Genomic DNA, 24,305 nt, shown 5'->3' with positions numbered 1-24,305 from the left:
TTCGACTGCAAGATCCAGCCATCCCGTCCAACAAGTAACTGGAATATCCCCTTGGCTCGCCGCAATCTACCGCATCGTCCCGCACACCACCAGTTCGCCTACGGTTTGATTTCGCGCCCGCAGCGAGTGGCTGGTTCGACGGGCCGCAACGCAGCAATCCACGGGGCAGCAGACGGCGTCTCTGGGCCGTCCGCTAGGACGGCCCTTGTGGTTAGATTTCAACGGCTTCCGATATAGCCAACGCATCTTCGAGCTCGACACCAAGATATCGAACGGTGCTATCCATCTTCGTGTGGCCGAGCAAAAGCTGCACCGCTCGCAAATTTCCAGTCTTGCGATAGATGTGCGCGACCTTGGTTCTCCGCATCGAATGCGTGCCAAATGATGTAGGATCGAGCCCGATGGATATGACCCAATCGCGAACCAAGCGTGCGTATTGACGGGTCGAAATATGCAACCGTTCGTGAAACCGTCCGGGCCACAGATATTCCGAACCAACCATCAGCGGCTCCTGCATCCATCGCAGAATTGACTTGCGCGTGCCTTCGGTAATTTCAAACCGCACAGGTCGCTGCGTTTTACTTTGAATGATTGATGCACGCTCTTTGATCTGACCCGAGGCGTAGATGTCCGCGACCTTCAGTTTCACCAGATCACAACCGCGAAGCTTGCTGTCAATTGCAAGATTGAACAAAGCCAGATCACGGTGGTTCTCGGCGATTTCCAGCCGCACTCGGATGGCCCAAACATGTTTTGGCATCAGAGGTTTTGGCATCAGAGGGCGTTTTTGCCCAACGACGCGGCCTTTGTTCCATGCTGGTCGGCACGCACGGATGGCAGGTAAGTTTGCAATGGTCATGATGGTTCCTCCCATCCACCACGATCCACCACAGCGCCAACCAGACGTTGGCAACTCAGGATAACAAACTCGCGTGCATCTGCCGAGAAGGTCAGGTGAGAGCCCAACCTGTGAATTGACTTTTTTGCTGCGCACGCACGCGGCGCGAAAATCGCTGCACTTGCTAGGCTACGGACGTTGCTGGGCGTCGGCGAAACAGGTCACTCATTCTTGCCGCAGCACAAATGGGGCGAGCAAGGGTCAAGTGCGGACAAAACTGCCATCGGACATCAAGTTGTCAGTGACCGCTTCTGGTTCTACGCGCCCATCAAGCGCGACGCGTAATGCTGCAGCTTCTCGGTTTGCGCCGTTGGGAGCCCAGAAAAACGCAGCTGCTTTCGGCACGTCGCTTATAGTGCATTCAGCCAGAAAAGAACCTTTTTGGGCTGCAAGTCGAGAAGCGCCAACAGTTTGAGTGCGGGGCCACCAGGACGACGACTACCCACTTCCCAGCTGCGATAACCGACTTCGCTCATGCCAAATAGCTCGGCCATGTCTGGGCTGCTGAGTCCCAATTTCTTCCGAACAATCCTCGGCAAGAGGTCTTGCCGATTATCAGAGGTTTCATTGTCATCTTTAGGATGATTACCGGTGGCCTGCTGGAGTTCGGGATTGGTCATGGTTCCTGCTCTTTCGTTTTTTGTTTGTGGTGAACTGCCGGACAAAGCAGCAAAGTTTCCCGCTGTTTAGAGAGCCCTCTGCAGCTGCTTCTCAATCGCGCCAAGTTTGCGCAAAGATTGCGAGAGTTCTGCCTTCAATTTGCGAATGTCGTGCAGGGACGAAGACAAATCCGCGCCGAGTTCAGGCGTTTCGACTGTTTCTGGCACACCGTCACCTTCTCCACTCAGAAACCAAGTCAATGAGACTCCGAGAACGCCTGACATCATTTGCGCCTTGTTTGCGCGTGGCTCGGTCCGGTCGCCCTCCCAGGCCTGTACGGTTTTGAGCTTGACGCCCAACTGCCGGGCGAGATCCTTTTGGGTCAACCCCGTTGCTTCACGCGCAGCAACGACGCGATCTCCCAATGTGGTGGCTTCCTCAGCGCAATAGGCGGTGTCATTGTCAATCGTCATATGGGTCAATCTGCTTTCGTTTCAGGTGCCTTGGGTTTGCACTACACTTATTGATTGACGCGCGTTTCGGACTTAGACGGGGTTGTTCGTTTCGCCAGCGAGTTGAATTGTGACTTGGTTGTCATTTTCGTGCCGACGGCGTGGCTGTAGCGCTTGGGTGAAGAAGGGTGTGATTTCCATGCGGCTGCGCTGCCATCGTGCAAAGCGGCGAAAGAGGGCCCAGGTGACATCGTCACATGCGCTTATCGTGGTTTCCACCTGGGTGATCTCGGCACAGACCTTTCGGCGCATCAATTGCCCCAACATCAGAGAGCCAAGCCCCTTGTTTTCTTCGTTCTCGTGGATCACCACTTGCAGGATGTTCAGGGTGTTGGGGGCGTAGGGTGGGACATAGGCCAAAACGGCCCCAACGACTTCTCCATCCACCTCGGCAACGATCGAAGTATTCATGAACTGCTCAAAGTCTGAGAGTTCACCAAGCAGTTCTCCAAAGGCCTGCTTGCGATCATCTTTCGCCAGCAATGCAACGCGCTCTCCATCTTCTGGCTGAGGTGCGCGCAACGTCGGAATTGGTTGCTCAAACAATTCAAGTGAGTGTTTCATCGTTTCTCCTAAGCTTTGATTGACTAACTATCATACCGAAGAAAAAAATTCAATTTGCTAAGTAAATTTCCTTGTGTAAGGCGAAACTTTGAGGTTCTTGGGTTCATTTTGCTTTGCGTGATGAAGCTTTCAAAAGTGAAATCACTTGAGATTCCAATGCAAAATTGACACTCTCGATCCATCCTCGGTGTGGAGCTTTATATGGATCGTATCGACAGTAGCCTGGTTGCATTGCGCCAGATCCTTCGAGCCACGGAAATTGCAGGGCGCGAACTGGCGTTACAGGCCGGGCTGACGTCGGTACAATTCCGGGCCCTGCAAATGGTCGGAGAAACCGGTCAAACCACGGCCAAAGCCATTGCGACCCGGATGCATGTAAGTCAGGCAACTGTAACCGCATTGGTCGACAGGCTGGTCGCGCGCGAGTGTGTCGCGCGTGAAAAGTCACTGGAAGATCGGCGTCAGACCAATATCGTCATTACTGAATTTGGGCGGCACACTATCGAAAATGCCCCCGATCCGCTTCAGCAACGGTTTGTTCGGCGCTTCAAGGACCTCGAAGACTGGGAGCAAGCAATGCTTGTCGCATCGCTGGAACGGATTGCGTCAATGCTTGATGCCGAAGATCTGCCAGCAGGTGCTGTACTGACGACGGGCGAACTGAACAAAACTTGAGACGTTCTTATTGGCGAAGTGAAACGGCCGCTGGCTGCAACGTAAGGGGCGCATCCCACAACCAAACCCCATTCAAAGAGTGAGGCGCGCGGTTCAGCGATAGACCCGATGGTTGCGCTGCCCCCAGTCCGTGTAGAGGTCTGCCATGATGGTTCGGAACTGGGTTTCAGCCGTTTCCGGCAGGATGGATGTGACATCGCCTTCTCCGAACACCCCGACGGTATCACCAACAGCGATATCTTTGATGCCGGTCACATCCGCCACGATCGCATTCATTGAGATCTTTCCCAGTACTGGCGCCAGTGTATCCCGGATCGCGACAGCACTGCTTTCATGAGCAACGCGCCTGAACCCATTCTCGTAGCCGATCGAAATGCAAGCCAGACGACAATTCCTATCCAGACGGCAGGCGCGGTCATAACCGACTGTCATCCCTTGCGGATAGTCCTGCAGACTGACGATGCGGGCCTCAAGGTCCATTGTCGGTCGAAAACCCAGGTCAGGCCTCAAGATCCCGTAAAGGATTGCGCCACAGCGATACATGTCGGTCGCGACGTCCACGTCCGAGATCAGAGTCAGAGAGCTGCCGACATGCACCAACGTTTCACTGCGTTTAAGATCACTGTTTTCAAAGACCCACGCGGTATGTCGCTGAAACTGATCCGCGCTTTGCCTGAGATGCGCGGGTTCATTGGATGGAAAATGCGAACAGATCCCATGGATCTCAGTCCCCAGAGTGGCAAGGATTTTATGGCATGTGTTCTGCCCGTCCGCCGACGAAATCTCTAGTGCATCGCGCGACATGCCCGCTGCATTCAACGCCAGATGGACACCGGTTCGCAGTTTTCCCGCGTCCATTAGGGCGCGAAGCTGCCGCGCGGTGGTGACCGAGGTGACCTGTTCTTCGACACGATCATCCAGCGCGCCTTCGATTTCCTGCAGTGTAGCCGCGCGCAATCGGATCAGCGTGCCGTCGAACCCTGCGTCGCGAACAGCGTGCGCTTCGGCGTTTGATGTGATGCCGACAGTCTCGACCCCCTGTTCCCGGATCAAGGGCACGACTTGCGCAATGCCATGCCCATAGGCATCGGCCTTTAACACGGCACAAAACGTGCGGCCGTCAGGGACAAGACCCCGCGCGAGGTCCAGATTTCGCGAGATCCGGTCGCGGTGAATGGTGCACCAGGATGTTGCGCTCCCGTTTCGCATCTTCACTGCGCCTCAGGGCTCAGGATGTCCCGCAGGATCTGGAAGAACAGGTCCACCGCCACAGGGATGAGGGCATCGGGGAAATCATAGTCGGGGTTGTGAAGTTGGGGATGACTTTCGCCAGCCCCAAGATAGAGCAAGGCAGTTTGCGCTCCATCGTCCCCAAATCGCCCGAAGTCCTCGGACCAGCGCATGGGAGACGGCATTTCAAGGCAATTCTGCCCCAAGGCCCCTGCTGCAGTGCGGGCAATGCCCGTGGCCTCAACATCATTCACCACGGCACGAAACACATCATGCCACAAGATATCAACAGAAAGCCCCTGAGCGTGTTTCTCAACTCTGCGCAGTGCCTCTTGCATGAGCGCATCCATACGCTCGTTGGTCATCGACCTCAGGGTCGCGCGCAATTCGCCATCCGCGGGGGCGATGCCAAAGGTTGGTTCACCCAAGCTCGCATGGGTCAAGGTCGCCAGCGAGAACGCCTCATCCCCGATGGTCCCGCCGCTCAGTTCGGGTAGGCTTGTCATCAGAGCCGCCATGGCTGGCCCCGGAGACACACCGTCCTCGGGTGCAGCGGCGTGGGAGCTTTTGCCTTCAAGCACAATCTGCATGCCGCGTGAGGCACAATTGCCGGGTCCTTCGCGCAGGCCAACCTCTCCCAACGGGCGGCCGGGGACGTTGTGATAGGCAAAGGCAAAGTCGGGGCGGATGTCTGGCCACCGCGGATCGTCAATCACCGCCTGAGCCCCCGCGCCGGTTTCCTCGGCGGGCTGGAACAACAGAATGACGCGCCCCTTTTGCGGACGTGTGGCCAACCGTGTCGCGACGCCCAGCATCGACACCATATGGCCATCATGGCCGCACAGGTGTCCCTTGCCCGGTATGGTCGACTTATACGGCAGGTCCGAAATCTCGCGGATGGGCAATCCGTCCAGTTCACACCGCAAAAGAACCGTCGGGCCATCCTCGCGCCCGGCAAACTCGGCAGCAACACCATGCCCGCCCAGCCCACGCCAAAGCCGGTCTGCCCCCAACGTGGTCAATTCCGCAGCGATGCGCTCTGCTGTCCGAATCTCTTCACCGGAAATTTCGGGCGTCTGGTGCAGTTCGTGGCGCAGGGCCACCAGATACTTAAGCTGATTGGGAGACAAGGATTGCATCAGCGCTACCTCAGAGTTTCTCAACGCCGCACCAGTCGGCGATGAACATGGCGGTGGCCTTGGTCACGCGGCGCATACTTTCCAGTTCAACGCGTTCGTTGAAACCGTGGATCGCCTCGGCGCGCGGGCCATAGACCAGTGCGGGCGTATCTGCATAAAGGCCAAAGAACCTTGCGTCAGTTGTGGCCGTGATCGCTTCGCGCACGAGGTCTTCGCCAGTGGCAGAACGGTGCGCGCTTTCGAGTGCACTAATGGCAGAGGTGGCCATGGCGGAACTGTCCTGTGACAGGGCATACCCTTCGGCATGAAACCCGTGATAGACGATCTCGGGCAGGGCGTTGCGCAGGAAATCGTTCTGCCGTGCCGCATCCAGAATGACCTGCTCGATCTCGGCCTTTGCGGTCTCGATGGACTGACCCGGAAACAGCCCCATACGCACGTCAAACACGCACCAGGCCGGAACCGAGCTGGTCCAGTCGCCACCTTCGATCTTGCCGACGTTCAGGTTCAGCGCGTGTTCCATATGGGCATAGTCGCGGGTCCGGTTTTCCGCCGCGTTCCAGCGGTGTTCCATCTCATGCAGCGCCGTGATCAGTGGAACAGCCGCTTCAATCGCATTGGCGCCGCTGCCGGCATAGGCCACATGCGTCGGCAGCCCTTTCAGGTGCACCTGGAACCACAGGACACCCAGCTGAGCCGCGACCAGATGTTCCGAAAACGGCTCGGGGATCAGGGCGGCGTCAGCTGTATAACCACGCGCCAGGCAGGCCAGCGCGCCATTGCCGGTGCATTCCTCTTCGACGACGGATTGGAAAAAGACGTCCGCAGCCGGGGCGAGCCCACAGGCTGTCAGCGCATCCAGTGCAAAGAGGTTCGAGGCCAGCCCGGCCTTCATATCGCCACCCCCCCGGCCATAAAGCCAGCCATCCTCGACCCGAGGTTCGAAGGGCGGTGTATCCCACATGTCCAGCGGCCCGGCAGGCACCACGTCGATATGCCCGTTCAGGATCAGTGAACGGCCCGTCCCGGTTTTGGAACGGTGCGTGCCTACGACGTTTACGGCGTCTTCATAAGGCCCAAGTACCGGAGAGAATCCGGGCAGGTGCTGGATCTCGGCAACATCGATCTGCCACTGATCCAGCTCATACTTCCGATCCGCCAGTTCCCTGGCCATGAACGCCTGAGCGGATTGTTCATTGCCCCGGGTCGACGGATGCGCGGTGAGGTCGGACAGAAAAGCGACCTGCCGGTCAAACGCGGCATCCACGGCATCGCACAAACGGGTGTTGAGTTCGCTTTGCATAAATGACCTCAGAAAACGGGACGAGTTGTATCGGGTATGGTCAGCGGGGCGCCGGTGGCCTCACGGACCTCGGCAAGGCTGATCCCTTCGGCGATCTCGACGAGCGCATAACCTTTGGGCGTGACATCAATGACCGCCATCTCGGTAAATATGCGCGACACACAGCCCCGCGCCGTCAGCGGCAGGGTGCATTCATCCTTGAGCTTGGGGTTGCCCGCCCGATCGGTATGGGTGGTCAGGACCACAACCCGGCGCGCCTTTTGCGCCAGTTCGATGCCGCCGCCGACGCCAGGGCTGAATTTGCCGGGGATCTTCCAATTGGCCAGATCGCCTTGGCTGCTGACCTCAAACGCGCCAAGCATGGTCAGATCCAGACGACCCGAGCGCACCATCGCAAAGCTGGTCGCGCTGTCAAAAAAGGCTGAGCCGGGTACGGTCGAGACATAGGCGCCGCCGGCATCTATCAGGTTCCGGTCCGCCTGATCGGGTGGCAGTGTTGGGCCGATGCCGGTCAATCCGTTTTCCGTATGCAGACAGACGGGGAAATCAGCCGGGAGGTGGTCAATAACCTTGGTCGGTAGTCCGATGCCAAGGTTAACAACCATGCCGGAAGCAATCTCGCGTGAAGCGCGAGCGATCATGCGGGCCTTAGCGCTGGACAACGGCGTATTCCTTGGAAAGCGCACCCAATTCGGTGACGTGATCAACAAACACACCGCTTGTGTGAACGGCGTCGGCATCCAGCGCGCCCAATGGTGTGACGGTTTCAGCCTCGACAATCACGTGGGTCGCAGCCATGGCCATCAGCGGATTGAAGTTCCGCGCGGTCGCGACATAGGCCAAGTTGCCAAAGGTATCGGCCCGGTCGGCATGGATAAGAGCAAAATCAGCGCGCAACGCCGTTTCGACAAGGTGCGGTTTGCCGTCCACCTCGACCACCTGCTTGCCCTCGGCCAGTTCAGTGCCGATGCCGATATCGCTCAGCACAGCTCCGATCCCGGCCCCGCCTGCGCGGATGCGTTCAGCCAGCATACCTTGAGCGTTGAACTCCACCTTGATCCGGCCGCTGTTCATCAAGTCGATGGCATGGCTGTTCAACCCAAGATGGGTGGTGATCAGGCGCGTCACCTGACCGCTTTGCAGCAAGTGGTCCAGCCCCATGCCCGGTTCGTTTGCGTCATTCTTGATCAGTGTCAGATCGCGGGCGCCATGATCGACCAGTGCATGGATCAAGGCCATCGGCGTACCGGGCACACCAAAGCCGCCCACCATTACCGTGGCCCCGTCTTTGATCCGGGCCACGGCTGCGGCCATGTCACAGCGTTTGTCGGGCAGCTTCATGCGGACACCTCCAGAGGGAGGCCAACCTCGGTAGCAAACGCATCCAGCGCGTCGCGCAGGATCGTCATCATCTCAGCGATCTGCGCTTCGGTAATGATCAGGGGCGGCGCAACCAAGAAGTGATCGCCTGCCGTCCCGCCACGGGTGCGGCGGGAATAGATGATTAGCCCCCGTTCATAGGCCAACTCGACCAGACGGTCATAGGCGTTCAAAGCCGGATCTAGTGGCTCCATGGTATCACGGTCCGAAACGAGTTCGAACGCGGTCAGCAACCCCTTGCCGCGCACGTCGCCGATGAAGGGATAGCGCTCCATCAGCGCGCGCAGTTCATTCATCAGAACCTCGCCCATGGCGGCCGCATTGGCGATCAGGTTCTGGTCTTCCAACTCCTCCAGCACCGCCAGCCCCGCCGCACAAGCCAGGGGGTTGCCCGCATAGGTGAACCCATGTGCAAATCCCCCGGCATCCAGGATCGGTTCGACAAGACGTGCACCGGCAACAACGGCGCCCAGGGGGGCATAACCCGCACCAAACCCCTTGGAGAGCGCCGCGATGTCCGGAGTGATCCCCCAGTGTTCCGCGGCCAGAAACTTGCCCGTGCGGCCCGCACCGGTCATCACCTCGTCATAGATCAGCAGCACGTCGAATTCATCGCAGATCTCGCGGATGCGGCCGTAATAACTGTCAGGGGCCACCAGAGCGCCGGTCGAAGCCCCTCCGACAGGTTCCATCAGAAATGCCAACACAGTGTCCGGCCCTTCGGCGAGGATCTTGTCGCGCAGAAGCTCGGCGTATTTCAAACCACGTTCGTCTTCGCTCAGGTTGTCACGGTCCAGATAGGTTGCCGGGGCGGCGATCTTGGGCATGCCCGCCAGCATCGGCGCAAACGGGTCGCGCAGCGGATCATACCCGGTCAGATCCAGCGCCCCGAACGTGCAGCCGTGATAGGACGGAAAGCGCGAAATCACTTTGATGCGTTTCTGATGCCCCTGTGTGATCGCATATTGCCGCGCCAATTTCACCGCGCTTTCCACCGCCTCGGAACCACCCGAGACAAAGAACACCCGGTCCAGCCCCTCAGGCGTCATGGCAACGGTTTTGGCGGCCAGATCCTCGGACGGATGCGTGCGGAAATGCAGCCGATAGCCAAAGGTCGCGCGATCCATCTGTGCTTTGATCTTGTCCAGCACGCGCGGGTTTGAATGCCCGATATTGGACACCATCGCCCCGGAAGAGCCGTCAATATAGGGCTTGCCGCTTTCGTCAAACAGATAGATGCCTTCGCCCCGGTTCAGAAACGGACGCGGGTTGCGGGACTGATAGAACAGATAGGATTCTTCGCTCACGACGCACCTTCGATGTGTTTGCGTAGGAATTCGCGGGTTCTGTTCTGGGTCGGGTTTTTGAACAGAACGCTTGGCGGGCCTTCCTCGACCACAACGCCCTTGTCCATGAACAGCACGCGATCACAGACCGAGGCCGCAAAGTCCATTTCATGGGTGACAATGATCATGGTCATGTGTTCTTCGGCGAGTTTTTTCATCACCAGATTGACCTCTTCCACCAGCTCGGGGTCGAGCGCCGAGGTGGCCTCGTCAAACAGCATCAGCTTGGGTTTCATCGCAAGTGCGCGGGCAATCGCGACGCGTTGTTTCTGGCCACCGGAAAGCTGCGAAGGGTAATAGTCGATCCTTTCCAGCATCCCGACCTTGTCCAACTGCTCCTCGGCCAGCCTATCGGCGTCGGCCTGGGACAGGCCCTTGAGCATTTTTGGCGCCATGGTGACGTTTTCGCGCGCGGTCATATGCGGAAAAAGGTTGAAGTGCTGAAACACCATGCCGACGTGCTGGCGCAGCTCGTTGATGTGCTTTTCATATTGGCGATGTGGCAGGGTCTTATTCACCTGCACACCGTCCAGCCAGATTTCCCCACCGGTCAGCGGGTCGAGATCATTGATGGCGCGCAGCAGCGTGGATTTGCCCGATCCGGACGATCCGATAATCCCGACAATCTGGCCGCGCTCGACGTTCAGGCTGATGTCCTTGAGCACCTCGAGCGTGCCAAAGGATTTCTGCGCGTGACGGATTTCCACAAAATGTGTCTGTTCGGTCATGGTTGGCCTCTTTGGTCAGCGCGAGATGGAAATGCGGCGTTCGATCTTACGCTGCACCCATTCCATGCAAAGGTTGATGACATAGTAGAAAGCGGCGGCGAGGATGTAGAACTCGAACGGGCGATAGGTTTTGCCGATCACCCGCTGTGCCGACAATGTAAGCTCGCTGACCCCGATGACTGATACCAGCGCGCTGTCTTTCAAAAGCGCGATCATGTTGTTGCCGATCGGGGGGATGACGGCGCGCACCGCTTGCGGGATCACGACCTTGCGCAAGGCCTGCGCGCGGCTGCATCCCAATGTGCGTGCGGCTTCCATCTGTCCCTTGTCCACGGCAAGGATCGCTGTCTGGATCAGTTCCGAGTTATAGACGGCAAAGTGCAGCCCCAACCCGATGATCCCAGCCACAAAAGCGGGCAAATCAATGCCGATCTGCACCAGCCCGAAGTAGATCAGGAACAGTTGCAACAAGAGCGGCGTGCCCATGAACACCCACTCGATCAGCCGGAAAGGCTGGCGAACGAGCCAAGGGGCGTAGAGGGCGATCACGGCAAAGATGATGCCACCGACAAAGCTCAGCAAAGCGGCTGCAACCGTGATCCCGACCGTCCAGCCAACACCCAGCAGTATGATGTCCATGTATTTGGGAATAATCGAAAAATCGAGGCCCATCTGTCTGTCCTTTTCCGATCAGGTGATCTGTACTTTGCGATCCAGCCAGGCAACGCCACGGCCGACCACGTAGATGATGATCATGTAGAGAACCCCCGCGAGCAGGAACATTTCGAAGGGCTTGTAAGTTGATCCGATGTACCGCTGCGCGGTGTAGGTGAGCTCGACCACCGCAATCGCGGCCACCAGCGCGGTGGCCTTGATCAGCATGTTCAGGTTCACACCCAGTGGACGCACCATCAGGCGCGCGGCCTGAGGCAGGATCACCCTGTAGGTGGCCTGCCAGCCGCTGAGCCCCAATGTGCGGGCGGCTTCGCGCTGTCCTTTGTCGATGGCGATGATGGCACCGCGGATCGTTTCGGTCATATAGGCGCCCGCATTGATGCCCAAGCCAATCACACCGGCCTCGAACGCGTCAAGCTGAATGCCGATCTGCGGTCCGCCGAAGTAGAGAATGAAGAGCTGGATCAACGCAGGCGTGCCGCGAAACACGCTGACATAAGCTGCGCCCAGAAACCGGAGTACCGCAAAGCGTGAGAGCCGGGCGGCGGCGCCAAGCGTGCCGCAGATCAACCCCAGTATCGCCGTCAGCACTGACAGTAAGATGGTGACCCACGCGGCCTCCAGGAAGAAGGGGTAGACCTTCAACATCAGATCAATGTCCATGCGTCGCTCCTCTTGGATATCCAACCCAAAATTGTCCGGACGGCGCGGTCGCCGCCTCGGCACGTAGTGTTGTAAGTGTCGGATATCATTGGCGCCCGAGGGAGGGTCAGTAAAGGACCATCGGTCTTTTTACCGCCACCACTATGAAGGTCCCCGCCGCTGTTGGGCGGCAGGGAAAGATGTCTTAGCGAATGTCCGCGCCAATCCATTCTTCAGCAATGGTCAGATAGGTGCCATCATCCATCATGGATTGCAGCGCCGCCTGCATTTCTGCGGCAAGCTGCGGGTTGCCCTCGCGGATGGCGATACCTGCGCCAAAGGGATCGGTGGTCGGATCGCCGAACATCTCAAACTCCTGACCCTTTTCGCCCATCGCTAGGATGGCCGCGATCGAGTCGTTTACAATGGCGTCCACACGGCCGTTGTCCAGTTCCAGCAGCAGTTCGGGCAGACCCTTGTATGTGTTGATGTCATAGCCCTTTTCGCGCGCCCAATCCTCGTGGGTTTCGCCCAGGGTCAGGCCAACTTTCTTGCCTTCCAGATCCTCGAGGCTGGAAATGCCCGAGCCCGGCTTGGTGAAAATAGCGCGCTTGTCCGAGTAGTAGGGACCAACGAAATCGACCACTTCGTCACGCTCTGCGGTGATGGTCATCGACCCGACGATGGCGTCATACTTGTTGGCCAGAAGACCACCAATGATGCCGTCCCATGCGGTGGTTACAATTTCCACTTCCATGCCCATACGCTTGGCAATCTCGGCGCCGATGGCCGGGTCAAAGCCAACAACTTCGTTCTGATCGTTCACGAAGTTGAACGGAGGGTAGGCGCCCGACATCGCAATGCGGATCACGCCTTTTTCTTTCAGCGTGTCGAGCTCTTCTGCGACAGCGGTATTCAAGCCAAACACCGCAAGGCCCGCGGCGGCAATTGCGGATTTCAAGATGGTACGGCGAAAAGTCATTTCTCTCTCCCTGTGAGAATCATGCCGGGGTGTTTCCCGATCAATGCCTGCGAGCGGACCCGCTTGCGAAAAAACTTGCATGACTCGTCAATATTGCGCAAACAGATATTAGCTACATTCAGTATAGATTTGATCTATGAGCCTTCCGCAGCATCAACGCTTTCCATGGAAACTGGACTGGAACCTTCTGCGCACCTTCATGGTTGTGGTCGAACAGGGTGGCATATCCAAGGCCGCCGACTTTCTGGGTCTTAAACAGCCCACCGTTTCAGCAGCCCTCAAACGCCTTGAACAATCGACGGGCAAGCAGCTTGTTATCCGCAAGCCCAACGAGTTCACCATCACACGACCCGGACAGACGCTGTATACCGAATGCGCCAATATCTTTGGCACCATTTCACAGCTTCCCTCTCTGCTGGATGACGACCGTGCCGAACTCAGAGGGCATTTGTCGATCGCCATCACGAGCTCGGTGATCTCTGAGCATTTCGATGCGATCCTAAGTAATTTCTCCAAGATGCACCCGCATGTCACCTATTCCTTCTCGGTCCACGAAAGCGAAGATGTGGAAACGATGGTGAACCAGAACCGGGCCAGTTTCGGAATTTGCCTGCTTTCAAAAATGCCGCGGAACTTGAACTGCGTTGTCTTGTACCGAGAGTTTTTCGGCCTGTACTGCGGTGAGCGCCACCCTCTGTTTGGCGTAAAGGAAATCAATACAAAAGATCTGGAAGGCGAGCCCTTTGTCGCCTTCCAGACAGAGGCCGAGGGCGGGCCGCTACATGCCATCTCTCGACTTCGTGCACGTCTGGGTTTGGCCACCGACTGGCGCGGTGTATCCTCAAGCCTCAATGAAATCCGCCGCCTGATCATGGCGAATATCGGCATTGGCGCCCTGCCGCTTCACGTTGCAAAACAGGACGTTCTTGCCGGCAATATCCGGCAGTTGCCGCCCTATGATGAGCTGCCCATGGTGAACATCTATCTTGTCACCAACCCGACGCGCCGCCAGTCAGATGCCGAGGCCGAGTTCCTGTCGGTGTGCAAGGCCGAACTGGATGCCATAGATATCGAAGAACGCACCTATGGTCTGGACTGATTTTGAGAAGCCTGAAGTTGCCGCTACATTTGGAGTGCCGCAAGATCAGTTCAAGTTGCCGTCCTGCGTCATCGAAAGTTTGAAAATACGCAGCAATCTGGATCGATAATCGAGTTGTCGTTGGTCAATCCGTCCTGCCCGGTTTCACCGCTTCATACGGCTATAGCTCATCGAGATATGGGCCCGCTGTATGAGCGCGGCCGCCTGAAGATCTCCCAGTTCAATCGCGGCGGTCACTTCATCGACCTCGCGCGCGAAAACGCGGATTTCTTCGTTGAGGTCAATGATTGAGGCGAAGAAGGATTTCAACCAGATCCGGGCGGTCTGCACATAAAGTCGCTGGGAAACTTCCTGTAGCGGCGCGTTGTCAGTCAAGGCGAGGCGCGCAAGAAAAAACTCCATGTTGAGCTGGGCAAAGGCGCGTGGCTCAGGGTTTTGGACCAACGTCTTGGCGCGGCGCGATAGTTCGGTCAAATGAGCCGAAAGCTGTGCGTCCGGCTGTTTCGGGGATAGCTTGCCCACCATTTCCGCCAGCTCCATGCGCAGTTGATAGGTCTGTGCAAGTTCATCGATGTTTACATCGGTTACGAATGTTCCGACGCCTTGGACCGACTTGACCAGACCTTCATCTTCCAGGCGGGCCAAAACGCGTCTGAGCGGCGTGCGAGACACGCCAAACTCTTCAGCCAATTCCGTTTCCGAGAGCCGAGTGCCGGGTGCGTAATCCAGCAAACAGATGCGATTGCGCAGTTCTTGGTGCAGGATCACAAAGCGATCGCGGGCTTTGAAGTCGTTGTTTTCCAAAATGGCTGAGGTCACGGTAGTTGAGGCTCCTATGGGCGGCTAAATTATGCTCTCAAGAAGCTTAGGAGAACCCGAGGGCCGCATTAGATCAGCTTGGCCGAAAGGCGGGTGAGCATGTCCAGGCATTGCTCCATCTGATCGACCGAGACAAATTCATCCGGTTTGTGCGCCTGATCAATGGACCCGGGGCCGCAGACGACTACAGACATGCCAAGCCCCTGAAAGATACCAGCTTCGGTGCCAAAAGGCACGACATCAGCGCCATTGGCGCCGGTCAGCTCCATCACCAGATCGCGTGCTTCATTCTCCGTCATAGGCTCAAGCCCATCGACCTCGCCGATCACCTCGGTCTCGATCCCGGCTTTCGGATGTACGGCTTGCATCGCAGGGATGAGCGTGTGCGCACAAAACTGGTGCAATTCTTCTTTCACATAATCGGCATCAGATTTCTGGACTGGTCGCATTTCCCATTCCACACGGGCTTTGCCGGGAATCACGTTGTGGGCAACGCCGCCCACCAATGCGCCGGTGTTGATGGTGGTCCAGGGCGGTTCAAATCGGCTGCCCTCTGGTGCGCGGCTGCGCAAATCCGTTTTCAGCTCTATAAGCTTGGACACATAGCGCACGGCATATTCTACAGCGTTCACGCCCCGATCTGGGCCGGACCCATGCCCTTCAAGCCCCGTGAAGTGGGTGGTGTATTCATAGCAGCCCTTGTGGCCCTCGATGATCCGCATTGAAGTCGGCTCTCCAATGATGGCCACCGCAGGTTTGATGCCCTTTTCACGCAAGGTGTTTGCGAGCGCGCGGGCACCGAAACAGCCGATTTCCTCATCATAGGTGAAGGCAAAGTGAACCGGGCGCTGCAAGTCCAGCTCCGCATAGCGGGGGGCCATGGCAACGGCGGCGGCAATGAAGCCCTTCATGTCACAGGTGCCACGCCCAAACCATTTGCCGTCCTGCTCTGTCATCGAAAATGGATCAGAGGCCCAATCCTGATCGGTCACGGGCACAACATCCGAATGCCCCGACAACACGATACCGCCATCGCGTTTTGGGCCAAGGGTGGCAAAGAGGTTCGCCTTGGTCCCGGTCTCATCATGCCAGATTTCGACTTCGGCCCCGCAGTCGGCCAGGCGCTCAGCCAAATGCTGGATCATGTCCAGATTGCTGTCCGAAGACACGCTGGGGAAGCCAATGAGCTCCCCCAGCAGGGTCTTTGTGTCTGCAAGTGCGTTCACGATCAGTCCTTCACAAAGAGTTTCCGGTCCATATTGCACAATGCCTCGGCCGGTCCGTTTTCAGTGATCAGGATGGTTTCGGTTGTTTCCAGCCCCCAGCTCTCCATCCAAAGCGCGGGCATGAAGTGAAACACCATGCCCGGTTCCAGAGCAGTTTCGTCCTCGGTCCGGATTGAGGCGGTGCGCTCGCCCCAGTCCGGCGGATAGCTGAGCCCGATCGGGTACCCCATGCGGCCTTCGCGCGAGAGGCCATGTTTTGCCAGCACATCAAGGAAGGCGTTGGCGATGTCGCAGGTCCGGTTGCCTGCGCGGGCGGCGTCCAACCCAGCGGCGATCCCTTCGATTTGGGCCTGTTCCGCAGCCCGCATTTCGGGCGGTGGCGTACCAAGATAGACCGTCCGGCACAGCGGCGCGTGATAGCGCCGGTAACAGCCCGACAGCTCAAAGAATGTGGCTTCGCCTTCACGCATGGGGGCGCCGTTCCATGTCAGGTGGGCGGCCGTTGCGTCCAGCCCCGAGGGCGTCAGCGGAACGATCGCCGGGTAGTCTCCCCAATCATCATCGACGCCCGTGATCCCGGCATGGAAGATGTCGGCCACCAGATCATTCTTGCGCACACCCGGCGCGGCGCGGTCGATAGCGGTCTGGATGACCTTTTCGGAAATGCGCGCGGCCTTGCGGATAAAGATGATTTCCTCGTCGGATTTCACCAGCCGCTGCCAGTTCACCAAGGCGGTCGCGTCTTGGATGGCGGCGTTTGGCAGCTCTTCGACCAGCACGGCATGGGCCTTGGCCGAGTAGTAATAGTTCTCCATCTCAACACCGATGCGGGCAGTGTCCAAGCCCAGCCTGCGGATATGTCCGGCCAGATCCTGCATCGGGTGGCGCACGGTGGATTGCACATAGTTGTCCGCGTATCCGTGGATATTGCCCTCTGACATCCAACACGTCCGCCGTCCGCCAAGAGCATCCATATAGCGGCCCCACCAGATGGGTTCGCCCTCAAGGCCTAGAAGGACGCCCTGATGAACATAGAAGGACCAACCATCATAGCCGGTCAGCCACGCCTGATTCGACGGGTCGGTGACAAACAGCAGGTCCAGCCCTGCTTTATCCATTGCCTGACGGGTCTTGGCAATTCGGCGATCATATTCGACCTGACTGAACGGAGCATGTTCGATGGGCATTGCGACCTCATAGTTGAGATGTGGAAGGTTGTGTACAATTTGGGTTGATCTGCCGATGGGGGCGGCACTCTCTTGCCCAAGCTAACCGCAAGAAAAGGTGGGAAAGTTGTAAAAAAACGGCGCTTGATGGTCGCATTTTCACATTGATCCAGATGAGCTTTCTATAATGTTGTACACAACTAGCGGTGGTCCATATGACTTGCATTGGCTCCGGCTGTTGCTTGTTAGCTCGACAAACGTGGAAGACGACAACCTTTGATGGCTGCAATGACCCTTGAACTTCATCATATCCTCGATGCGCGAAATCGCATTCGCGGCGTGGCGGACAACACGCCCCTAATCCCGTCCCCGTTCATGTCGAAGGTGGCGGGCCATGACTTCGTGATGAAGATGGAGAACATGCAGCCCGTCGGAGCGTTCAAGCTACGCGGTGCGATGTCGGCGGTGATGGCATTGCCGGATGATGTGCAGGGTGTGACCTGTTGCTCGACAGGCAATCATGGGCGTGGCGTGACTTTTGCTGCCAACCGGCGCGGGATGAAGGCGGTGATCTGCATGTCCGAACTGGTTCCACAGGCCAAGGTGGATGGGATCAGAGCCCTTGGTGCGGATGTGCGTATCATTGGCACCACCCAGGACGAAGCAATGTACGAAAGTCAGCGGCTGTGTGAGGTTGAAGGATTGGTAGAAATCTCTCCATTCGACGATCCGCATGTGATTGCAGGTCAGGGCACCATAGGGTTCGAGATGCTGGAGACACGACCTGATTTGGATATGCTCCTGGTGCCGCTTTCGGGCGGAGGCCTGGCGGCCGGTATCGCCACTGCGGCCAAAGCAATCAATCCAGGCATCAAGGTGATCGGCATCACCATGGATCGCGGTGCGGCGATGTATGAATCGATCCACGCGGGCAAGCCGGTCGAAGTTCCGGAATACGCCTCGTTGGCGGATTCTCTGGGCGGCGGCATCGGGTTGGAGAACCGCCTGAGTTATCCGATCTGCCGCGATCTGCTGGACGACACCATCCTGGTGACAGAAGAGGAGATTCTCCACGCCATGCAGGTGGTGTTTTACGAGGATCGCATCGTGGCCGAGGGTGCCTCGGTCGTGGGGCAGGCGGCGATGCTGGCGGGTAAACTGCCACAACCGAACGGCCCCGTTGGCACGGTGATTACAGGGCGCAATCTGGACATGCCAACATTTGCAAAACTCATGACCGGACAGGACGTGATGATCGGAGATCTTGAAGTGAAAGGCAAAACCTATGACGCATGACATTCAAATCGTCACCGAAGCCGAACTGAAAGAGGCCGTGAAGCTTGACCTGACCGTCGTCGACGTGGTGGAGCAAGCCTTCGTCGCCCTGGCCTCTGGCAAAGTGGTGATGCCCCCAATCTTGTCGATGGACCTGCACGAGGCCAATGGCGAGGTCGACGTGAAAACCGCCTATATTCCGGGCTTTGACGGATTCGCGATCAAGGTCAGCCCCGGCTTCTTTGACAATCCGAAACTGGGCCTTCCAAGCTTGAATGGATTGATGATCCTGTTCTCAGCCAAGACCGGATTGGTGGAAAGCCTGTTTCTGGACAACGGCTACCTGACCGACGTGCGCACAGCCGCGGCCGGTGCCGTGGCCGCACGTCATCTGGCGCCAAAGACTGTAGAGACCGCCGGTGTGATCGGCACCGGCGTGCAGGCCCGCCTGCAAATGATCGCCGCCCATCTGGTGCGCCCGTTCAAACAGGTATTGGTACATGGCCGCGACCCAGAGAAAGCCGCCGCCTGCGCCGCCGATCTGGCCAAGGCCTTGGGAATCGAGGCTGAGGTCATGACGGATGCCGCCGAACTGGTCGCGCAATCTCAGCTGGTCGTCACAACAACACCCGCGCGCGAACCTGTGCTCAAGTCTGAGTGGTTGCATCCCGGGCTGCACATCACGGCCATGGGTTCGGACCAGGCGGGCAAGAACGAAATCGATCCCTCCGCCCTGGTCGCGGCAGATGCGTATATCTGCGACAGCGTCAAACAGTGCGAGGTGTCCGGGGAACTGGAAGCGGCCATGGCTGCCGGGCTCTGGAATAAAGGCACACCAGCCGAACTGGGTGAAGTGATCACCGGGGCAAGACCCGGTCGCATATCACCTGACGCGATCACCATCTGCGACCTGACCGGTACTGGCGCCCAGGACACTGCCATCGCCACTCATGTCCGCAAACATTTTGGCAGCGCCGGAACTGTCATTCAGGCCTGACGGGATGATTTTGGACAAGCGCGATATCCAGATCCTGTCTGTTCTCACGCAAGAGGGGCGGATCACCAAGGCGGCGCTGGCCGAAAGGATCGGGCTGTCCCCCACACCATGCTGGGAGCGCCTGAAAAAACTGGAAAAAGCGGGTCTGATCGACGGCTACGGCGCCCGCATCAACCTAAAGAAACTCGCGCCACATGTGACGGTCTTTGTCGCAGCCGAAATCGCTGATCACACAGCCGCCAGTTTCCGCGCCTTCGAGGCGGCGATGAGCCGCTATGACGAGGTCGTGGCCTGCTGGGCGCTCGGCGGCGGGTTCGACTATCTGTTGCAGATCGTGACCCGCGACATCGACGCCTATCAGCGGCTGATCGACGAGATGTTGGACGCCCGCATCGGCCTGTCCCGCTATTTCACCTACATTGTGACCAAGCCGGTAAAGGGGCAGGCGGGACTGCCATTCGATGTACTTCTGGGAGAACAGAGTGGCAGTTGAATCATCTACCGTCGCTTTGAACTTAAGTCACATCTTCTGCCAACAACGCCTAGTTTCCTCTGCAACAAGAGGAGGAAACACGATGTCGGAAACGGCGCTCTCCGCGCGTACGGATATCGAGGACAAGGCGCTTGTGCGTTCTTTTTCTTATGTAAATGGAAGATGGGTGGCTGCAGCGTCCGGCGACAGCTTTGCTGTGACTGATCCCGCCAACGGTGACCATCTGGGTGATGTAACGGCTATGTCGGCAGAGGAATCATCTGCCGCGGTTGATGCCGCGCAGGCTGCATTTCCCGCTTGGGCTGGGCTGCTGCCGCAGGAACGCGCCGCCATCCTGCGCCGCTGGTTCGAACTGCAACTGGAGCACAGGGAAGACCTTGCGCGCATCATGGTGCTGGAGCAAGGCAAGCCGATTTCCGAGGCGCGTGGCGAAATCGACTATGGCGCGGCCTTTGTAGAGTTCTATTCAGAAGAGGCCAAGCGTCCCAATATTGAAGGTGTGACCAGCCATTTGCCGGACGCGGAGGTTGAGCTGTGGCGCGAACCTGTGGGGGTGGCCGCGCTGATCACACCGTGGAACTTCCCCTCGGCCATGCTGACCCGCAAGGCGGCGGCGGCTCTGGCGGCGGGCTGCACAGTGGTTGCGCACCCGTCGGGTGAAACGCCCTATAGTGCGCTGGCTCTGGCCGAACTGGCCGAACGCGCCGGCATCCCGGCGGGCGTCTTCAATGTTGTCACCGGCGTCGCCCCGACCGTAGTGGAACCTTGGACTCGCGATCCGCGAGTACGTGCGTTGTCCTTCACCGGCTCGACCAATGTGGGCAAGCTGCTCTATCGGCAATCTGCGGATACAGTGAAGCGGCTGGTGATGGAACTTGGCGGCCATGCGCCGGTCATCGTCTTCAAGGGCGCGGATCTGGACGTGGCCGTGGCCGAGACCATCAAAGCGAAATTCGCCACCTCCGGACAGGACTGTTTGGGGGCCAATCGCATCTTCGTGGAACGTCCGATTTACGACGAATTCTGCGCCAAGTTCATCGACGCCACCAAATCCTTGACGGTAGGCATCGGCATGGACGACCCGGATATCGGTCCGCTGATGAATGCGAGTGCGGTACAGAAACAGGAAGAACATGTGGCCGACGCGCTGGAAAAAGGCGCGAAGCTGGCCTGCGGCGGCAAACGCCACCCGCTGGGGCCGCTGTTTTACGAACCCACCGTGCTGGTCGATGTGCCCGCAGATGCCTGCATCATGTCGGAAGAGACCTTTGGTCCGGTTGCCCCGATCGCCCCATTTGACACCGAGGACGAGGTCGTCGCCCGCGCCAATGACAGCGAATACGGTCTGGTCGCCTATCTGCACAGCCACGACCCGCATCGCATCTATCGGCTCAGCCGCGCGCTGCAATACGGCATGGTCGCGGTGAACCGCACGAAGGTCACCGGCGCGCCGATCCCCTTTGGGGGCACCAAACAATCTGGTCTGGGCCGCGAAGGGGCGCGTCTGGGCATGGAAGAATTCACCGAAATCAAATACGTCTGCCGTGACTGGGCGTGATCCCACGCGGGACTAGAAAGGAACTCAAATGCTGAAGAACGACCAACTCGACCAGTGGGATCGCGAGAATTTTTTCCACCCCTCGACCCACTTGGCCCAACACGCCCGTGGTGAAAGCCCGAGCCGGGTGATCAAGACCGCATCTGGTGTCTTTATCGAGGATCGTGACGGTAACAAGCTGCTGGACGCATTCGCGGGCCTCTACTGCGTGAATGTCGGTTATGGTCGTCAGGAGATTGCTGAGGCGATCGGCGAACAGGCCAAAGAACTGGCCTATTATCACTCCTACGTGGGTCATGGCACAGAGGCCTCGATCACGCTGTCGAAGATGATCCTGGACCGCGCGCCGAAAAACATGTCCAAGGTCTATTTCGGCCTTGGCGGCTCGGACGCGAACGAGACCAACGTCAAGCTGATCTGGTACTACAACAACATCCTGGGCCGTCCCGAGAAGAAGAAGATCATCTCGCGCTGGCGCGGCTATCACGGCTCTGGCCTGGTCACCGGTTCGCTGACGGGGCTCGAGCTGTTCCACAAGAAATTCGACCTGCCGGTGGAGCAGGTGATCCACACCGAAGCGCCCTACTACTATCGCCGCGCCGATCTGGACCAGAGCGAAGAGCAATTTGTGGCCCATTGTGCGGCGGAGCTGGAGGCGCTGATCGAACGGGAAGGCGCCGATACCATCGCCGCCTTCATCGGCGAGCCGGTGTTGGGCACGGGCGGCATCGTTCCCCCGCCCGCAGGCTATTGGGAAGCCATTCAGGCGGTGCTGAAAAAGCACGATATCCTGCTGGTGGTTGACGAGGTCGTCACCGGTTTCGGTCGCCTGGGCACGATGATGGGCTCAGATCACTATGGGCTTGAGGCCGATATTATCACCATCGCCAAGGGTCTGACCTCGGCCTATGCGCCGCTGTCCGGGTCCATCGTGTCTGACAGGGTCTGGAAGGTGCTGGAACAGGGCACCGATGAAAACGGCCCCATCGGCCATGGCTGGACCTATTCGGCGCATCCGATCGGGGCGGCAGCCGGCGTGGCCAACCTGAAACTGATCGACGAGTTGAACCTGGTGCAGAACGCAGGCGAGGTCGGCACCTACCTCAATGAGACCATGGCCGCTGCACTGGCCGATCATGCCAAAGTCGGGGATGTCCGCGGCGAAGGGATGCTCTGTGCCGTGGAATTTGTGAAGGACAAGGACAGCCGCACCTTCTTTGACGCCGCCGACAAAATCGGCCCTCAAATCTCAGCCAAACTGTTGGAGCAATCCAAAATCATCGCCCGCGCCATGCCGCAAGGCGACATCCTGGGCTTTGCGCCACCCTTCTGCCTGACCCGCGAAGAGGCCGATCAGGTAGTGGCAGGGACGGTCGAAGCGGTGAAAGCGGTACTGGGCTAGTTCGCACGCAATTCTCACAAACAGGGTCGGCTTATGTCGGCCCTGTTCAGTTGGGTGCGGAAACGTTCGCCCGGGAGTACAAACCATCAAACTTGTTTTTGGTATTGAACCAACCTGTGGCGCGTTTGCAAATTGTTGGCCGACGCCACCTGCTGAAGATGGTCTTCGCGTGACGCCTCGACCAGAGCCGCATGCAAAGCCATCACCGCAGCATCAGCCGCTTCACGCGGGACAACGAATTGAATGTCCACATTGCGTGGTGTCTGGTGGGCGGCAATCAGGTCGATCTCCGCCGTTTCCAAAGACATCAGACCTCGACTAAAGGCTTTCAGCCCACTGAGGTCACGCCCGATCGCCGAGACAATCGCCACATTGCGAGCACTGATCTTTGCTGAGGGGTACGCGTCTTCCAGATCAGACACCACGCGACGCACGATTTTCAGCGGGGCCTCGACATAGTGGGTGATCGAATTGGCGTTCGACGTTTTCGAGGCGATACGCACGTTGTGACGCCTGAGCGCGTCCAGAGCGGCTGCGTCGCAGCCTTTCACGCCCACCATGTCCTGTTCGAACAGCTCCAAGGCGACAACATTCAGCCCAGTGATTATTTCCACGCCCGGTGCGCTTGCAGCCTGTTCATCGATAAGCGTACCCGGGTCAGCGGGCTCAAACGCATTGGTGACCCGCAACGCCACCTTCGATTGACGCAGGATTTTGGCGGCGTTGGGGTGAATGGCCTCCATCCCCATGTTCGAGAGCTGGTCGGCGACATCATAGTTGGTATGCCCCAACTTGCGGACCTGCTCCGCGCCAAACAGAGCAGGATCGGCAGAGGACAGATGAAATTCCTTATGAATGATTGCCTCTTTTGCCCCGGTGAAGGCGGCGATGTTCGAAAATGTAACTTCCGAATAGCCACGGTCGTACTCGCGCATCAAGCCTTCACGACATTGCGCGTAGCCTGTCACGATGGGCAGTTCTGTGGCCAAGTCTATGTCTTGAAAGGCGCCTGCGATACGAGCCTGCAAATTGCATTCGGTTTCATCGCGCCAACCGCTGAGGTCGACAAAGCGGGCATTGATCCCGGCACGCTGCAACATGAGCGTCGTGACATAGGCGGAATGCGCCTCGCCCAGGCCGGACAGAAGCTCGCGCACGATCATCATCTGGCTCGACAACCGGAAATGCCCGTAAGAGCACAGGCGGCGCAAGTCATAAAGACAATTGCGCGCGCCTTCGATCCGGTCACGGACGAAATCTTCGGCCAGGGTGCGGTCGGCGGCATTGTGCAGCACCTTGTTGTGACACGCGCCCATTGCTTCGGCTACGCGGGTCAGCGCATCCAGCCAGCTGTGATCATTGTCGTCATTGGCAAACAGAGCATAGACGCCGGGTTCGCCGGTTTTCTTGTGCTCCAGAAGCAGGTTTGTGATCCCGCCAAAGGCAGAAACCACGAAAACACGGTGGAACAGGGCGTCCGCCTTCCGATCGCCAACGATCAAGGTATCGCGCAGCTCGTGGATGCGCGACATGGAGGTGCCGCCGATCTTCTCGACGGTATGTGCAGGGAAGGTCACGATGTGTCATCCGGCTGAT

At 58.2% G+C, this 24,305-nt stretch carries 25 protein-coding genes; 7 read left to right on the top strand and 18 right to left on the bottom strand.

The features are described from left to right. Positions 1-211 precede the first annotated feature (211 nt). From TRM7615_RS05870 to TRM7615_RS05855, 4 genes are all read right to left on the bottom strand, one after another. Positions 212-859: a tyrosine-type recombinase/integrase gene (locus tag TRM7615_RS05870; protein ID WP_108785952.1), complete on the bottom strand. Its 648-nt coding sequence runs from the start codon at positions 857-859 to the stop codon at positions 212-214. A gap of 389 nt (positions 860-1,248) precedes the next feature. Continuing rightward, on the bottom strand, positions 1,249-1,518 hold the full coding sequence (locus TRM7615_RS05865) for a helix-turn-helix domain-containing protein (protein ID WP_108785951.1): 270 nt from the start codon (positions 1,516-1,518) through the stop codon (positions 1,249-1,251). Between the two features lie 66 nt (positions 1,519-1,584). After that, positions 1,585-1,971 carry a helix-turn-helix domain-containing protein gene (locus TRM7615_RS05860; RefSeq protein ID WP_108785950.1) on the bottom strand — a complete coding sequence of 129 codons (387 nt, stop codon included), beginning with the start codon at positions 1,969-1,971 and terminating at the stop codon, positions 1,585-1,587. A 72-nt stretch (positions 1,972-2,043) separates the two neighbouring features. Then, the gene (locus TRM7615_RS05855; protein WP_108785949.1) at positions 2,044-2,574 is read right to left on the bottom strand and encodes a GNAT family N-acetyltransferase; all 531 of its coding nucleotides are present in this window, start codon (positions 2,572-2,574) and stop codon (positions 2,044-2,046) included. 201 nt (positions 2,575-2,775) lie between these two features. Between TRM7615_RS05855 and TRM7615_RS05850 the strand changes: the two genes are divergently transcribed. After that, positions 2,776-3,249: a MarR family winged helix-turn-helix transcriptional regulator gene (locus TRM7615_RS05850; protein ID WP_108785948.1), complete on the top strand. Its 474-nt coding sequence runs from the start codon at positions 2,776-2,778 to the stop codon at positions 3,247-3,249. A gap of 93 nt (positions 3,250-3,342) precedes the next feature. Here TRM7615_RS05850 and TRM7615_RS05845 read toward each other — a convergent pair whose 3' ends face one another. From TRM7615_RS05845 to TRM7615_RS05800, 10 genes are all read right to left on the bottom strand, one after another. After that, positions 3,343-4,458 (bottom strand): alanine racemase, encoded by a 1,116-nt coding sequence (locus TRM7615_RS05845; protein ID WP_108785947.1) that lies wholly within the window; start codon positions 4,456-4,458, stop codon positions 3,343-3,345. Positions 4,459-4,460: 2 nt separating this feature from the next. Then, complete coding sequence (locus TRM7615_RS05840; RefSeq protein WP_108785946.1) at positions 4,461-5,618, bottom strand: amidohydrolase; 1,158 nt, start codon at positions 5,616-5,618, stop codon at positions 4,461-4,463. A gap of 10 nt (positions 5,619-5,628) precedes the next feature. After that, positions 5,629-6,921 (bottom strand): ArgE/DapE family deacylase, encoded by a 1,293-nt coding sequence (locus TRM7615_RS05835; RefSeq protein ID WP_108785945.1) that lies wholly within the window; start codon positions 6,919-6,921, stop codon positions 5,629-5,631. A gap of 8 nt (positions 6,922-6,929) precedes the next feature. Then, on the bottom strand, positions 6,930-7,583 hold the full coding sequence (locus TRM7615_RS05830; protein ID WP_165821374.1) for a 3-oxoacid CoA-transferase subunit B: 654 nt from the start codon (positions 7,581-7,583) through the stop codon (positions 6,930-6,932). Continuing rightward, a complete protein-coding gene (locus TRM7615_RS05825; RefSeq protein ID WP_108785943.1) occupies positions 7,570-8,262 on the bottom strand; it encodes a CoA transferase subunit A in 693 nt (230 codons plus the stop codon). Before TRM7615_RS05825 ends, TRM7615_RS05830 begins: the two co-directional genes overlap by 14 nt. Further along, a complete protein-coding gene (locus TRM7615_RS05820; RefSeq protein WP_108785942.1) occupies positions 8,259-9,608 on the bottom strand; it encodes an aminotransferase family protein in 1,350 nt (449 codons plus the stop codon). The genes TRM7615_RS05825 and TRM7615_RS05820 overlap by 4 nt, the downstream gene beginning before the upstream one ends. After that, positions 9,605-10,375, bottom strand: a complete 771-nt coding sequence (locus TRM7615_RS05815) for an amino acid ABC transporter ATP-binding protein (RefSeq protein ID WP_108785941.1) — start codon at positions 10,373-10,375, stop codon at positions 9,605-9,607. Before TRM7615_RS05815 ends, TRM7615_RS05820 begins: the two co-directional genes overlap by 4 nt. Before the next feature lie 15 nt (positions 10,376-10,390). Next, positions 10,391-11,047, bottom strand: coding sequence for an amino acid ABC transporter permease (locus TRM7615_RS05810; RefSeq protein ID WP_108785940.1), 657 nt, complete (start codon positions 11,045-11,047; stop codon positions 10,391-10,393). 18 nt (positions 11,048-11,065) lie between these two features. Further along, a complete protein-coding gene (locus tag TRM7615_RS05805; RefSeq protein ID WP_108785939.1) occupies positions 11,066-11,713 on the bottom strand; it encodes an amino acid ABC transporter permease in 648 nt (215 codons plus the stop codon). Positions 11,714-11,897: 184 nt separating this feature from the next. Next, complete coding sequence (locus TRM7615_RS05800; RefSeq protein WP_108785938.1) at positions 11,898-12,674, bottom strand: transporter substrate-binding domain-containing protein; 777 nt, start codon at positions 12,672-12,674, stop codon at positions 11,898-11,900. Between the two features lie 136 nt (positions 12,675-12,810). On the opposite strand from TRM7615_RS05800, the gene TRM7615_RS05795 reads away from it, so the two are divergent. Further along, positions 12,811-13,773, top strand: coding sequence for a LysR family transcriptional regulator (locus TRM7615_RS05795; RefSeq protein ID WP_108785937.1), 963 nt, complete (start codon positions 12,811-12,813; stop codon positions 13,771-13,773). Between the two features lie 144 nt (positions 13,774-13,917). Here the strand turns inward: TRM7615_RS05795 and TRM7615_RS05790 are convergent, their stop codons facing one another. The 3 genes from TRM7615_RS05790 to TRM7615_RS05780 form a co-directional block, all read right to left on the bottom strand. Beyond that, positions 13,918-14,592, bottom strand: a complete 675-nt coding sequence (locus TRM7615_RS05790) for a GntR family transcriptional regulator (RefSeq protein ID WP_235824023.1) — start codon at positions 14,590-14,592, stop codon at positions 13,918-13,920. A gap of 68 nt (positions 14,593-14,660) precedes the next feature. Beyond that, complete coding sequence (gene argE / locus TRM7615_RS05785; RefSeq protein ID WP_370739777.1) at positions 14,661-15,818, bottom strand: acetylornithine deacetylase; 1,158 nt, start codon at positions 15,816-15,818, stop codon at positions 14,661-14,663. Between the two features lie 2 nt (positions 15,819-15,820). After that, positions 15,821-17,005 (bottom strand): M24 family metallopeptidase, encoded by a 1,185-nt coding sequence (locus TRM7615_RS05780; RefSeq protein WP_108785936.1) that lies wholly within the window; start codon positions 17,003-17,005, stop codon positions 15,821-15,823. A gap of 267 nt (positions 17,006-17,272) precedes the next feature. Here TRM7615_RS05780 and eutB point away from each other — a divergent pair, with 267 nt between their 5' ends. The 5 genes from eutB (at position 17,273) to TRM7615_RS05755 (ending at position 22,709) form a co-directional block, all read left to right on the top strand. After that, complete coding sequence (gene eutB / locus TRM7615_RS05775) at positions 17,273-18,280, top strand: hydroxyectoine utilization dehydratase EutB (RefSeq protein ID WP_108786011.1); 1,008 nt, start codon at positions 17,273-17,275, stop codon at positions 18,278-18,280. Then, on the top strand, positions 18,270-19,256 hold the full coding sequence (locus TRM7615_RS05770) for a cyclodeaminase (RefSeq protein ID WP_108785935.1): 987 nt from the start codon (positions 18,270-18,272) through the stop codon (positions 19,254-19,256). The genes eutB and TRM7615_RS05770 overlap by 11 nt, the downstream gene beginning before the upstream one ends. Positions 19,257-19,260: 4 nt before the next feature. After that, positions 19,261-19,749: an Lrp/AsnC family transcriptional regulator gene (locus tag TRM7615_RS05765; RefSeq protein ID WP_108785934.1), complete on the top strand. Its 489-nt coding sequence runs from the start codon at positions 19,261-19,263 to the stop codon at positions 19,747-19,749. Between the two features lie 82 nt (positions 19,750-19,831). Further along, complete coding sequence (locus tag TRM7615_RS05760; RefSeq protein WP_108785933.1) at positions 19,832-21,307, top strand: NAD-dependent succinate-semialdehyde dehydrogenase; 1,476 nt, start codon at positions 19,832-19,834, stop codon at positions 21,305-21,307. Positions 21,308-21,335: 28 nt separating this feature from the next. Beyond that, a complete protein-coding gene (locus tag TRM7615_RS05755; protein ID WP_108785932.1) occupies positions 21,336-22,709 on the top strand; it encodes an aspartate aminotransferase family protein in 1,374 nt (457 codons plus the stop codon). Between the two features lie 86 nt (positions 22,710-22,795). On the opposite strand, the gene TRM7615_RS05750 is transcribed toward TRM7615_RS05755, so the two are convergent. Beyond that, a complete protein-coding gene (locus tag TRM7615_RS05750; protein ID WP_108785931.1) occupies positions 22,796-24,286 on the bottom strand; it encodes an aspartate kinase in 1,491 nt (496 codons plus the stop codon). Between the last annotated feature and the right edge of the window lie 19 nt (positions 24,287-24,305).

The sequence above is a fragment of the Falsiruegeria mediterranea M17 genome, assembly GCF_900302455.1.
Lineage (GTDB): Bacteria > Pseudomonadota > Alphaproteobacteria > Rhodobacterales > Rhodobacteraceae > Falsiruegeria > Falsiruegeria mediterranea.
This window is presented reverse-complemented; position numbering and strand designations above follow the sequence as displayed.